The 13963-nt window shown below is 59.8% G+C and carries 8 protein-coding genes; 7 read left to right on the forward strand and 1 reads right to left on the reverse strand.

The window, feature by feature from the left end; genetic code table 11:
• Positions 1 to 150 precede the first annotated feature (150 nt).
• Positions 151 to 1605, forward strand: coding sequence for a tRNA uracil 4-sulfurtransferase ThiI (thiI, locus tag ACYZT9_RS02410; protein WP_462008396.1), 1455 nt, complete (start codon positions 151 to 153; stop codon positions 1603 to 1605).
• Positions 1606 to 1743: 138 nt separating this feature from the next.
• A complete protein-coding gene (typA, locus tag ACYZT9_RS02415) occupies positions 1744 to 3564 on the forward strand; it encodes a translational GTPase TypA (RefSeq protein WP_462008397.1) in 1821 nt (606 codons plus the stop codon).
• Between the two features lie 213 nt (positions 3565 to 3777).
• On the opposite strand, the gene ACYZT9_RS02420 is transcribed toward typA, so the two are convergent.
• A complete protein-coding gene (locus tag ACYZT9_RS02420; RefSeq protein ID WP_462010140.1) occupies positions 3778 to 4218 on the reverse strand; it encodes a YkgJ family cysteine cluster protein in 441 nt (146 codons plus the stop codon).
• Positions 4219 to 4477: 259 nt separating this feature from the next.
• Here ACYZT9_RS02420 and ACYZT9_RS02425 point away from each other — a divergent pair, with 259 nt between their 5' ends.
• The 5 genes from ACYZT9_RS02425 (at position 4478) to ACYZT9_RS02445 (ending at position 13903) form a co-directional block, all read left to right on the forward strand.
• The gene (locus ACYZT9_RS02425; protein WP_462008398.1) at positions 4478 to 6928 is read left to right on the forward strand and encodes a glycogen/starch/alpha-glucan phosphorylase; all 2451 of its coding nucleotides are present in this window, start codon (positions 4478 to 4480) and stop codon (positions 6926 to 6928) included.
• A 185-nt stretch (positions 6929 to 7113) separates the two neighbouring features.
• Complete coding sequence (locus tag ACYZT9_RS02430) at positions 7114 to 10728, forward strand: DUF2339 domain-containing protein (RefSeq protein WP_462008399.1); 3615 nt, start codon at positions 7114 to 7116, stop codon at positions 10726 to 10728.
• Positions 10725 to 12095 carry a DUF3999 domain-containing protein gene (locus ACYZT9_RS02435; RefSeq protein ID WP_462008400.1) on the forward strand — a complete coding sequence of 457 codons (1371 nt, stop codon included), beginning with the start codon at positions 10725 to 10727 and terminating at the stop codon, positions 12093 to 12095. Before ACYZT9_RS02430 ends, ACYZT9_RS02435 begins: the two co-directional genes overlap by 4 nt.
• A 190-nt stretch (positions 12096 to 12285) precedes the next feature.
• Positions 12286 to 13296 (forward strand): class 1 fructose-bisphosphatase, encoded by a 1011-nt coding sequence (locus tag ACYZT9_RS02440; RefSeq protein ID WP_462008401.1) that lies wholly within the window; start codon positions 12286 to 12288, stop codon positions 13294 to 13296.
• Positions 13297 to 13300: 4 nt separating this feature from the next.
• Positions 13301 to 13903, forward strand: coding sequence for a DUF924 family protein (locus ACYZT9_RS02445; RefSeq protein WP_462008402.1), 603 nt, complete (start codon positions 13301 to 13303; stop codon positions 13901 to 13903).
• Positions 13904 to 13963 lie beyond the last annotated feature (60 nt).

The following is a 13963-nucleotide window of genomic DNA, read 5'->3' on the forward strand; positions in this document are numbered from 1 at the left end:
AAATATCGCCCTACAATGTAGCGTCAAAATCCGCAAATGACCCGTTTTGGTGCACAGAAAACCTTCTGTACATTAACTGGTTAAACCTTGAGCAATTTCCGCTATAATCCGCGCCCCCCTTTTTCGGCTGGCCCAGCGCGCGCTGTTTTCATGAAACTAATCGTAAAAGTCTTCCCCGAGATCACCATCAAGAGCCGCCCGGTACGGATGCGTTTCATCCGCCAGTTGGCCAAAAACATCCGCACCGTGCTCCGCGATCTGGACCCGGCTGTGGTGGTGAACGGTGTGTGGGACAATCTCGAGCTGGAAACCCGCGTCCGCGAGCCCAAGGCCCTGAAGGAGATGACCGAGCGCCTGAGCTGCATGCCGGGCATCGCGCATTTCCTGCAGGTTGACGAGTACCCGTTGGGCGACTTCGATGACATCGTCGCCAAGTGCAAGCTGCACTTCGGTGATGCGCTGGCCGGGAAGATTTTTTCGGTGCGTTGCAAACGCGCCGGCAAGCATGAATTCAGTTCGATGGATGTCGAGAAATACGTCGGCAGCCAACTGCGTCGTCAGTGTGGTGCCGCCGGAATCTCGCTGAAAGAGCCGGAAATCGAAGTCCGCATCGAAATTCGCGACAAACGGTTGTTCGTGATCCACAACCAGCACAACAGCATCGGCGGGTACCCGCTGGGTGCCCTGGAACAGACGCTTGTGCTGATGTCCGGCGGCTTCGATTCCACTGTTGCTGCTTACCAGATCATGCGCCGCGGCCTGATGAGCCATTTCTGCTTCTTCAATCTGGGCGGGCGGGCCCACGAACTGGGCGTCATGGAAGTGGCGCACTTCATCTGGAAGAAGTACGGCAGCTCCCAGCGCGTGTTATTTGTCAGTGTGCCGTTCGAGGAAGTACTGGGAGAAATTCTCGGGAAAGTCGATAACAGTCATATGGGTGTAGTTTTGAAGCGTATGATGTTGCGCGCTGCTTCCCGTATTGCCGATCGGCTGGACATCGAAGCGCTGGTCACCGGCGAAGCGATTTCCCAGGTGTCGAGCCAGACGTTGCCGAACCTGTCTGTGATCGACTGCGTGACCGACAAGCTGGTCTTGCGTCCGCTGATCGCCAGTCACAAGCAGGACATCATCGACCTGGCCAACGAAATCGGCACGGCCGATTTCGCCAAGCATATGCCGGAGTACTGCGGGGTCATCTCGGTGAACCCCAAGACCCACGCCAAGCGTCCGCGCGTGGAGCATGAAGAGAAAGAATTCGACATGGCGGTCCTTGAGCGTGCGCTCGAGAACGCCAAGCTGGTGCCGATCGATCGCGTGATCGACGAATTGGGCCAGGACTTGCAAATCGAAGAAGTCAGCGAAGCACTGGCGGGCCAGATCATCATCGACATCCGACACCCGGACGCCGCTGAAGACGAGCCGCTGGAACTCGCTGGCATTGAGGTACAGACGATGCCGTTTTATGCATTGAACGCTCGTTTCAAGGAACTGGACCCTACTCGCCAGTACCTGCTGTATTGCGACAAAGGCGTGATGAGTCGCCTGCATGCCCACCATTTGCTCAGTGAGGGGCATGCCAATGTGCGCGTTTATCGACCGAGCTAAGAGCCCGGGGCTGTTTGCCTGTGGCCTGCGTCACCGGCCCCCCGACTCTGCCGTCAAGCTGTAACGGCAAGGCCTGACTCTACTGTAATCGCTGCCAAGACTTGTCAGCACACCGAATCCTCTGATCGAGATACACAAGTGATCGAAAATCTACGCAACATCGCCATCATTGCTCACGTTGACCATGGTAAAACCACCCTGGTAGACAAACTCTTGCGTCAATCCGGCACTCTGGAGCGCAACGAGCTCAACGACGAGCGCGTGATGGACTCCAACGACCAGGAGAAAGAGCGCGGTATTACCATTCTGGCGAAAAACACCGCCATCAACTGGAACGGCTTCCACATCAACATCGTGGACACCCCGGGCCACGCCGACTTCGGCGGCGAAGTTGAACGCGTAATGTCGATGGTTGACTCCGTTCTGCTGCTGGTTGACGCTCAAGACGGCCCTATGCCGCAAACCCGTTTCGTGACCAAGAAGGCTTTCGAAGCCGGCCTGCGTCCGATCGTGGTCATCAACAAGGTTGACCGTCCAGGCGCGCGTCCGGACTGGGTTCTGGACCAGATCTTCGACCTGTTCGACAACCTCGGTGCCACCGAAGAACAGTTGGACTTCAAAGTCGTCTACGCCTCGGCCCTGAACGGTATTGCCGGTCTGGAACACACCGCCATGGCTGAAGACATGACCCCGCTGTACCAGTCGATCGTCGACAACGTACCTGCGCCGAAAGTCGACCGTGACGGTCCGTTCCAGATGCAAATCTCCGCTCTTGACTACAACAGCTTCCTGGGTGTTATCGGCGTTGGCCGTATCGCTCGTGGTCGTATCAAGCCGAACACTCCGGTTGTCGCTATCGACGCCGACGGCAAGAAGCGTAACGGTCGTATCCTGAAGCTGATGGGTCACCACGGTCTGCACCGTATCGACGTTGAAGAAGCAGCTGCCGGCGACATCGTCTGCATCAGCGGCTTCGACCAGCTGTTCATCTCCGACACTCTGTGCGACCCACTGAACGTCGAAGCGATGAAGCCGCTGACCGTTGACGAACCAACCGTTTCCATGACCTTCCAGGTAAACGACTCGCCATTCTGCGGTAAAGAAGGCAAGTTCGTGACCAGCCGTAACATCAAGGAGCGTCTGGACAAAGAGCTGCTGTACAACGTTGCTCTGCGCGTTGAAGAAGGCGACTCGGCTGACAAGTTCAAAGTCTCCGGCCGTGGTGAGCTGCACCTCTCGGTACTGATCGAAACCATGCGTCGCGAAGGCTTCGAAATGGGTGTTGGTCGTCCGGAAGTGATCATCCGTATGGTTGACGGCGTGAAGCACGAACCGTACGAAAACGTGACCATCGACCTGCCGGAAGAATCGCAAGGTTCGATCATGGAACAGATCGGTATCCGTAAAGGCGACCTGACCAACATGGTTCCGGATGGCAAGGGCCGTGTGCGCCTTGAGTACAACATCCCGGCCCGTGGCCTGATCGGTTTCCGTAACGAGTTCCTGACCCTGACCTCCGGTGCAGGCATCCTGACCTCGATCTTCGACCGTTACGACGTGATGAAGTCCGGCGACATGTCCGGCCGTCAGAACGGCGTGCTGGTTTCGGTGGCTACCGGTAAGGCGCTGACTTACTCGCTGGAAACCCTGCAAGCTCGCGGCAAACTGTTCCTGGGTCACGGTGAAGACGTGTACGAAGGTCAAATCGTCGGCATCAACAGCCGCGACAACGACCTGGGCGTCAACCCAACCAAAGGCAAGAAGCTCGACAACATGCGTGCTTCGGGTAAAGACGAAACCATCGCTCTGGTTCCGCCAATCCGTTTCACTCTGGAGCAGGCTCTGGAATTCGTTCAAGAAGACGAACTGTGCGAAGTCACTCCTAAGTCCATCCGTCTTCGCAAGAAGATCCTGGGCGAAAGCGAGCGTACCCGCGCTGCCAAGAAGTCCGGTAACTGAGTCATTTAGTTAGCTGACAAAAAAACGCCCCCGGTCGAAAGGCCGGGGGCGTTTTTGTTTGTCTGGGGTTTGTGGGTGTTTGTGCCGGCCTCATCGCGAGCAAGCTCGCTCCCACAGGGTTAGGTGTCGAACACAGATTATGTGTACGACAAAAATCTACTGTGGGAGCGAGCTTGCTCGCGATGAGGCTCGGTCAGGCATCGAAATTTCGGATCAAAATTTCTCGAGCGGCCGCCGACTGCTGCTGGTCTCACGCGCCACTTCCTTCGGCTTGTAAGCGCAATACCCCGGCCGTGGCCCGATTTTCGGGTGGTTACGGCAAGTGTCCGGGCGCTTTTCATAAATAGTGCACAGACGGCTCTTACGATCCAGGTACAGGCAATCGTTGTTGCTCATGCGCTGAAGGGTGAAGATCTCGGACTTCTGGTTGTAGCGCTCGACGATCCCTTCCTTCTGCAAACGCTTGGCGATGTTCTTCGCCGGTTCGCCGCGCTCGAACTCGTCGACAATGCCGATGCGGATCAGATCCTTGATCTTGGCCTCGACCGGCAGGGTGCAGCAGCTGGACATACACGAGCCGCACATCGGCGCAGAATATTTGGCCCAGGTATCGAGGCGGTCGATCTCTGCGGCGGCGATCAGGTTAGGCTTCATCATCGGTTGTTACCAGCGTGTGCATCAGGGCGCGCGATCATACCGGGACTGGTGGATTTTTGAACAACCTTTCGCCAGATTTTTTCGCGGCTCGACCGAGGCACTCCGTGTTTCGGCACGAGCCCTGCATTCTTTCGTGCACGCGACAAGGTAATGTCGGGCTATTTCGCACTAACAGGGAAAACTGCCGAACCAGTGTTCCATCGGCCTGTCAGACCGTCTAGGCTCAACAACTCTACGCTCGCTCGAGGTCCTATCGATGACTCAAGAACCACTTGTTCGCGAAGCAGAGGTGGCCGCGTTTCGCGATGCCGTCTTGACCAAGCTCACCTACGCGGTGGGCAAAGACCCGGATCACGCCTTCGACCACGACTGGTTCGAAGCCATTGCGCTGGCAGCGCGCGATCACATGGTCGAGCACTGGATGGACCACACCCGGCAGATCTACCGCAAAGGTCAGAAGCGGGTTTACTACCTCTCCCTGGAATTTCTCATCGGCCGGCTGCTTTACGACAGCCTGAGCAACCTCGGCCTGCTCGACGTCGCCCGCGAAGCGCTGACCGAACTCGGCGTCGACCTCGAACGCATCCGTTTGCTGGAGCCCGATGCGGCGCTCGGCAACGGCGGCCTTGGTCGTCTGGCGGCGTGTTTCATGGAAAGCATGTCGACCCTCGGTATCGCCGGTCACGGCTACGGCATTCGCTATGAGCACGGCTTGTTCCGTCAGGCGATTGTCGATGGCTGGCAGCAGGAGCAAACCGAACACTGGCTGGATTTCGGCAACCCATGGGAATTCGAACGGCCAGAAGTCGTTTACCCGATCGGCTTCGGCGGCAGCGTGGAAACCGTCACCGACGAAAGCGGCAAGTCCAAACAAGTCTGGTCTCCCGTGGAAACCGTGCGCGCCATTGCTTACGACACTCCGGTGGTCGGTTGGCGCGGGGCGAGTGTCAATACGCTGCGCTTGTGGCGTGCGCGTGCGATGGAAGATTTGCACCTTGAGCGCTTCAACGCCGGCGACCACTTGGGCGCGGTCGCGGAAGTGGCCCGGGCCGAAAGTATTTCCCGTGTGCTTTACCCGGCGGACAGCACCGAAGCCGGCCAGGAACTGCGCCTGCGTCAGGAATACTTCTTTGTCGCTGCGTCGCTCCAGGATTTGCTGCGCCGCCACCGCAACATGCACACCTCGGTGCTGACCCTGGGTGATCACGCGGCGATTCAGCTCAACGACACTCACCCGTCCATTGCCGTGGCCGAGCTGATGCGTCAATTGGTCGATGTCTACGACGTGGCGTGGGACGCGGCGTGGCAGATCACCGTCGACACGCTCTCCTACACCAACCACACGCTGTTGCCGGAAGCACTGGAAACCTGGCCGGTCGGTTTGATGGAGCGGATGCTGCCACGGCACATGCAGATCATTTACCTGATCAACGCCCAGCACATCGACTCGCTGCGTGCTAAAGGCATTCACGATTTTGACGTGCTGCGCGCGGTATCGCTGATCGAAGAGGACAACGGACGCCGAGTGCGCATGGGCAACCTCGCGTTTCTCGGCTCCCACAGTGTCAACGGCGTGTCCGGGTTGCACACGCAGCTGATGCGCAAAACCGTGTTCTCCGAACTGCACAAACTCTACCCGGAGCGGATCAACAACAAGACCAACGGCATCACCTTCCGCCGCTGGTTGTATCAGGCCAACCCGGAATTGACCTCGATGATGGTCGACGCCCTTGGCGCGGATCTGTTGGACAACCCGGAAGAACGCCTGCTGGATCTGGAACCGTTCGCCGAGAAACCGGCCTTCCGCAAGGCCTTCGCCGAACAACGCCTGCACAGCAAAAAGGCCCTCGCGTACATCATCCACGAGCGCCTTGGCGTGGCGGTCAACCCGGCGGCCATGTTCGACGTGCAGGTCAAACGGATCCACGAATACAAACGCCAGTTACTCAACCTGATGCACACCGTCGCGCTGTATCAGGCGATTCGTGCCGAGCCGGAAATCGACTGGGTGCCGCGAGTGAAGATCTTCGCCGGCAAGGCCGCGGCCAGTTATCACCAGGCCAAGCTGATCATCAAACTCACCAACGACATCGCCCGGGTGGTGAACAACGACCCGACCGTGCGCGGCTTGCTCAAGGTGGTGTTTCTGCCCAACTACAACGTCAGCCTGGCGGAGAGCATTATTCCGGCGGCGGATTTGTCGGAGCAGATTTCCACCGCAGGCTTTGAAGCGTCCGGCACCAGCAACATGAAGTTCGGCCTCAACGGCGCGCTGACCATTGGCACCCTGGACGGCGCCAACGTGGAAATGTGCGAACGCATTGGCGCCGAACACATGTTCATTTTCGGTCTCAGCGCCCAGCAGGTTGAAGCGCGCAAGCAAAACCACGAGTTCAGCGCGGTGCCGGACATTGCCGCGTCCCATCGACTGAACGACGTGTTGCAAGCGATTCGCGGCGGGGTGTTCTCGCCGGATGATCCGGCCCGTTACACCGGCTTGATCGATTCGCTGATCGACTACGATCGCTTCCTGGTCTGCGCTGATTTCGATTCCTATTGGGATGCGCAGATGCGCGTTGAGGCCCATTGGCACAATTCGAACGAGTGGTGGCGTTCAGCGGTGTTGAGCACGTCACGGATGGGCTGGTTCTCTTCCGACCGGACCATTCGCGAGTACGCCACGGATATCTGGAAGGCGTTGGAGTAAGTCTTCTATCGGCTCGATATACTGGCGCGCCGGAAAAGATCGCAGCCTTCGGCAGCTCCTACAGTCGGCGTTCACCTAACATTGGGTAAACGCGGTCGGTGTAGGAGCTGCCGAAGGCTGCGATCTTTGCCGTACGGGCTGCGCTAATCTTCTCGGATTGGCCACTGTGCTTAGGGATATCGACCATGCAATGGATGTTCATGCTGATTGGGCTGGTGCTGGGCTGGATACTCGACGAGTCGTTCAGCGACGCGCTGTTGGGCGCGTTGCTCGGGTTGGGGATTGGCCAGGCGATTCGCATCGGCCGTCTGGATTCGCAGGCTGCCGAGCAGCGCGTTCTGCTGGAGCAGGCGCAGGTAGCGTTGAATGCGGTCCAGCAACGCCTGGCCTTGCTGGAGGCGTCTGGCGTCAACACACCTGAAAGCATCGTGCCGGTTGCTGAGAAACCGCTTCCGAGCGAACCGGCCGCTTCTCCTGTGTTCATTCTCGACGAAATTCCCGTCTCCACTCCGGAGATGATCTGGGAGCTTCCGCCCGAACTCGAATCGGTTACCGCCTCGACGACGCAAACCAGCCGCCCGCTGCCCGATGATGTCTGGAAAGCCGAGCCCGTCGCCCGTGCGCCGCTGCAACCTGCCACTCCGCGCGGTCCGAACTTCATCGAGCGAGCCATCGGTGGCGCGCGTAACTGGTTATTCGGTGGCAACACAGTGCTGCGGGTCGGTGTGGTGCTGCTGTTCCTCGGTCTGGCGTTTTTGCTGCGTTATGCCACCGAAGGCATGGTAGTGCCGGTCGAACTGCGTTACGCCGGGGTGGCGGCGGTTGCGTTGGGCCTGCTCGGTTTGGGCTGGTGGCTGCGTCATCGCAACCACAACTATGCATTGATGCTGCAAGGGACCGGGATTGCCGTGTTGTACCTGACGGTGTTCGCGGCCATGCGTTTGCATCCGCTGCTTGACCCGACGGCAGCGCTCGGTTTGCTGGTGGCGGTGACGGTGTTCTCGGCCATTCTGGCAATCACTCAGGATTCCCTGGCGTTGGCATGCGCGGCGGCACTGGGCGGTTTTGCTGCGCCGATCCTGACGTCCACCGGTGCCGGCAACCACGTCGCGCTGTTCAGCTACTTCGCCTTGCTCAATGCCGGCATCTTCGCCATCGCCTGGTTCAAGACCTGGCGGTTGCTCAACCTGATCGGCTTCGTCGGCACGTTCGGCATCGGTTTCGCCTGGGGCCTGCGTTCGTACACGCCGCAATTGCTGTGGAGCACGGAACCCTTTCTGATTCTGTTTTTCCTGATGTATCTGGCCATCGGCCTGCTGTTCGCGCGGCGCAAGTTGCTGGAAATGAGCGACGCCCCAGAGGATGACAGCCGGGAGGCACTGCTGCGCTGGTCGGCCCGCCAGGGCGATTACGTCGACGGCACGATGCTGTTCGGCCCGCCGCTGGTGGGCTTCGGACTGCAGTTCGCGCTGGTTCAACATCTGGAGTTCGCCGCCGCCTTCAGCACCCTCGCGCTGGGCATGATCTACATGGGCCTGGCCCGTCTGCTGATGGGCGGACGTGCGTTGCTGCTGGCGGAAACCTGTCTGGCTCTGGGCGTGATCTTCGCCAGCCTGGCGATTCCGTTGGGGCTCGATGCGCGCTGGACCTCCGCTGCCTGGTCCGTGGAAGGCGCCGGGATTTTCTGGCTCGGACTGCGTCAGCATCGACCACTGGCCCGCGCTTTTGCGTTGCTGCTGCAACTGGGTTCGGCGCTGGCGTTTCTCAGCGAACTGCGGGTCGGCGACGGCAGCCTGCTCGACGGCGCACCGCTGGGCGCGTTGATGCTCGGCGTAGCGTTGCTGTTCAGTTTCTACCAATTGCGCAAAGCCCTGCCCGAGCAAGCGTCGGAGTGGGAGCGCAAAGGGCTGCCGGTGTTGGCGTGCCTCGGCCTGACCTTTTTCTATCTATTGGCGCCGCTGTTCTTCTTGACCCACGGCACTGCGATCGCTTGGGCGCTGGCCGGTCTGGCGACGTTGTTTGTCGGCCTGCGTCTGCAATCGCGTACCTTCCTGTTCACCGCGTTTGCTGTGCAGTTGCTGGGTGGCGCGTTGTTCCTTTTGCGACTGCAAGGTTCCAGCAATGAGTCCGGCGCGGTGTTCAGCGCGGGCTGGAGCGGCTTGCTCAGCGCGTCTCTGATCGGTCTGGCGTTGATCGTCGGTATGTTGCTGGCCGCGCGGGATGACAGGGTGCGCAGCGACGTTCGGCTCTTGCGCGGTTTGTCGGTAGTGTTACTGGCCGGCCTGGTGCTGATCAATCTGGCGGTGCTGTTCGTGCTGCCATGGCAAACCGCGAGCGCAGTGTGGGCGGTCAGCGGTTTGTTCATTATCTGGCTGAGCCTGTACTTGAAGCAGCGCGTGAGTTTTGTCTTCGGACTGCTGCTGCAGGTAATTGGCGGTGCGGCGTTCCTGTTCGCCGGGCCGGATCTGCTGGGGGCGCTGGCCAGCGAAGGGTTGAAACCCCTCGCTCACAGCGGTTTCTGGACACCCTTGGTGCTGGGGTTGGCGGCGCTGATCGGGGCCTGGCGTCTGCAGCTTGGCAACCACGCTTCGGCTTTCGATGTGCTGAGCTTGCGGCGTTTGTCCGAAGTGCTGTTGCTGTGGGGCGCCGGTTGGTGGTCGCTGGCGTGGGTCAGTGAAGTGCTGCGTTTTGCCCCTGTGAATGTTCAAGCGACCGGGTTGCTGGCGGTCGCGGCGATAAGTGTCGCGATGTGGGGCGTATTGGCGTTGCGCCTGAAATGGCCGTCGCTGGGCTTACTCTGCACGTTGCTGATTCCGGTGGCCGGTATCGTATTGCTCGCAGCCTGGCACTTGCGTTACCACCCGGCGGCCAACTTCGCCTGGCTCGCCTGGACGGCGGTGTTCGTCGTGCATTTCATCACGCTGCGGCGTCTGGCGCCGATGTTGCCGGTGTGGGCCTTGAGCGCTGCTCATGTGCTCGGCGGCTGGCTGTTGATCGGTGTGCTGGCGCTGGAGCTGCGCTACGGCTTGCTGCTGCTTTCCGAGCAATACAACGCTTGGCGTTGGTTGGGTTGGGCGATTCTGCCGAGCCTGTATCTGGTGCTGATGGCTGCGCCACGCAACTGGTCATGGCCAGTGTCGGCGTACGCACGCGAATACCGGGTTTACGCGGCGGCACCTTTGGCGGTGCTGATGCTCGGTTGGTTCTGGCTGGCGAACATCGTCAGCGACGGCACCGCGGAACCGTTGCCTTACGTGCCGCTGATCAATCCGTTGGAGTTGGGCCTGCTGTTTGCATTGTTTGGGGTTTATGTCTGGGCTCGTAGCGCGGTGACGCAACTGGCGATCCGCAGGGATTATTTTGATCACGCCACGCAACTGATCGCCGGGGTCTCGCTGTTCGTGTTCTTTACCGCGCTGGTGATGCGCACGGCTCACCATTGGGGCGGCGTGCCGTATGAGCTCGATGCCTTGCTCGACTCCATGCTGGTACAGGCTGGTCTGTCGATCGTCTGGACCTTGATGGCCCTGAGTCTGATGATCGGTGGCCATTTGCGTCATCGTCGCGAAGTCTGGCTGATTGGAGCGGCGTTGATCGGCGTAGTGGTCGCGAAACTGTTCTTTGTCGAATTGAGTAACCGCGGCGGACTCGCCCGGATCGTCTCGTTTATCGGCGTGGGTGTGTTGCTGTTGGTCGTGGGCTATTTCGCCCCGTTGCCGCCCAAGCGCGCCGACGCTGCGCGCCAAGGCGGAGCCGATCCTGAAATACCGGCGCCGCAAACCGAAGGAGTGTCGTCTTGAGTCAGAAGCTGAACCTGATCTGGTTGGGCGCTGTTGCGTTGGGCGCGGCGTTGTCGGCCAATGCACAGGAAAAACCGGCGGATTTCGTTACGCAGGTGCCGTTGACCGTAAGTGGCGAGGGGCCTTGGTATCGCCTCGAATTGCCTTTGGCGGTGCAATTAAATGCGCGGCAAACCGACTTGAGCGACGTGCGCGTGTTCAACGCTGCAGGTGAGGTTCAGGCCTACGCCTTGGCGCGGGAAACAGCGCAGAACAGTGAACACCGCACCACGACCGAGGTGAAGTGGTTCCCGCTGTACGACTCGGCCGACGCAGCGGAACACGCGCCGAGTGTGCGGGTGCAGTCCAGCGCTAACGGCACACTGGTTGAAGTGCAGCCCTCCAGCCAACTGGAGGCGGGCGAAGAAGTGCTGCGCGGCTGGTTGCTCGACGCCAGCGGCATCAAGGCACCGCTACAGCAATTGATCCTTGACTGGACCAGCGAACGCGACGGCTTCCAGCGTTTCAGCATTGAAGCCAGCGACGATTTGCAGCACTGGCAGTCGTGGGGTGACGGGCAGGTGGCGCGGCTGACGTTTGCCGACGAGCGAGTCGAGCAGCATGATGTTGGCTTGCCAGGGCAATCGGCGCGCTATCTGCGTCTGCTGTGGAGCACACCGCAATCGGCGCCGACGCTGACCTCGGCGCAACTGGAAAGCGCCAGTGGTCGCAGCTTGCCGTTGCCGCTGGTCTGGTCGCAACCGTTGGCCGGCAGTAGCGTGAAGGCCGGTGAATACACCTGGCAATTGCCGATGGGGCTGAATGTCGAGCGCTTGCAAGTCGAGTTGAATCAACCCAACAGCCTCGCGCCGGTGACCTTGTCCGGTCGTCGGGACAGTAGCCTGCTGTGGCAACCAATGGGCAGCGGTTTGCTTTATCGCCTGACGCAGAGTGGCCAGGATGTGGTGCAGAACGAATTGCAGCTGCCGGGGCAAACGGTACAGCAGTTGAAGTTGACGGTGGATGAGCGCGGCGGCGGCTTGGGCGCCGAGGCGCCGACGGTGCGTTTCGCTGTGCGTTCGACCCAATTGGTGTTCCTGGCGCGAGGCGCCGGGCCTTATACGCTGATGGTGGGGAATGCGACGGTGAGGGCGGCGAACCTGCCGTTGTCGACACTGATTCCGGATTACAGCGCGGCGAAATGGGCGGCGTTGGGCCGGGCGACAGTGGCGGGCGGGGTGGTGGCGCCGGTTTCAACAGGGGTTGGAGTGGTGACACCTGACACGGATTGGAAGAAGTTCGGGTTGTGGGCGGTGTTGTTGCTGAGCGTTCTGTTCCTGGCGGCGATGGCGTTCAGCTTGTTGCGTAAACCTCCAGCCAACTCCTGAGGAAGCCGACTGTCAGGCGAAGCGAACATCAAAATTGGCACCTTTCTCCGGCCACATCTCATCCATTTCGAACTACGCTAAACCCGGCGCATGAACTCTATCGGGTGTATCACGTCTGATAGGAGGAAATGCGCCCCGACTCGCGTTAAACTGCGCGGGTTTTTAGCCCCCCATTCCACCGGAGCCTTCCATGTCCCGCGTTACCCTGAGTCGCTATTTGATTGAGCAGACCCGTAGCAACAACACTCCTGCCGATCTGCGCTTCCTGATCGAAGTGGTGGCGCGTGCCTGCAAGGAAATCAGCCACGCAGTGTCCAAAGGCGCCCTGGGTGGTGTTCTGGGCAGCATGGGCACCGAAAACGTCCAAGGTGAAGTGCAGAAGAAACTCGACGTGATCTCCAACGAGATCCTGCTCGAAGCCAACGAATGGGGCGGTCACCTGGCTGGCATGGCTTCCGAAGAAATGGACAATGCCTACCAGATCCCGGGCAAATACCCGAAAGGCGCGTACTTGCTGGTGTTCGACCCGCTGGACGGTTCGTCGAACATCGATATCAACGCACCGGTCGGTACTATCTTCTCGGTGCTGCGTTGCCCAAGCGAATACCTGAGCCAGAACGAAGCCTTGAACGAAAAGGCCTTCTTGCAGCCAGGCACCGAGCAGGTAGCCGCCGGTTATGCCATCTACGGCCCGCAGACCATGCTGGTGCTGACCCTGGGTGATGGCGTCAAAGGCTTTACCCTGGATCGCGAAATGGGCAGCTTCGTGCTGACCCATGAAGACATCACGATCCCGGAGTCCACTCAGGAATTCGCGGTCAACATGTCCAACCAGCGTCACTGGGAAGCCCCGGTACAACGCTACGTGAACGAATTGCTGGCTGGCGAAGAAGGCCCGCTGAAAAAGAACTACAACATGCGCTGGGTCGCCGCGATGGTTGCCGACGTGCACCGTATCCTGACCCGTGGCGGTCTGTTCATGTACCCACGCGATAGCCGTGAGCCGTCAAAGCCGGGCAAATTGCGTTTGATGTACGAAGCCAACCCGATGTCGTTCCTGGTGGAACAAGCTGGCGGCGCCTCCACCGATGGCCATCAACGCATCCTCGACATTCAGCCTGAAGGCTTGCACCAGCGCGTAGCGGTGTTCCTCGGCTCGAAAGAAGAAGTCGAACGCGCCACGGCTTACCATCAGGAATAAACCCATGACCGCGCCCTGGCAGCCGTTGCTCGAATGGTGGTTCGGAAACTCCGAATCGCCGGACGAAGTGGCGGTTGAGAAGGGCAAGTTATGGTTCGGCAAGCACGACAGCCAGGACCTCGAAGCGCAGACGCGTTTCGGGGACTGGGTCGAGCAGGCACTGGCCGGCGGATTGACCGAGTGGGCGCAACGCCCCGACGGTTGGCTGGCCCTGGTGCTGCTTCTCGACCAACTCCCGCGAATGATCTTTCGCGACACACCCAAATCCTTTGCAGGCGATCTCAGGGCTCAGGCTCTCGTGGCGCAAGGCATTGCTGCGGATTTCGATCGGCAGTTGCGACCGATTCAGCGGGTGTTTATCTACCTGGTGTTCGAGCATTGCGAGAATCTGGCGGTGCAGAATGAAGCCGTCTCGCGCTATATCGATCTTGTGGCGCAGCAGCCGGAGAGCGATCGAACACTGTTTATCGATTACCTGAACTATGCCGAGAAGCATCAGCAGGTGATTGCGCGGTTTGGGCGGTTTCCGCATCGCAATGCGGTGTTGGGAAGGGAATCTACGGCAGAGGAGTTGGCGTTTCTTTCGGGACCTGGGTCGCGGTTCTAAATCTTCGTTGTTGCTGATGCCGCCTTCGCGAGCAAGCCCGCTCCCACATGTGGGAGCGGG

Source organism: Pseudomonas sp. ZT5P21, assembly GCF_054897785.1.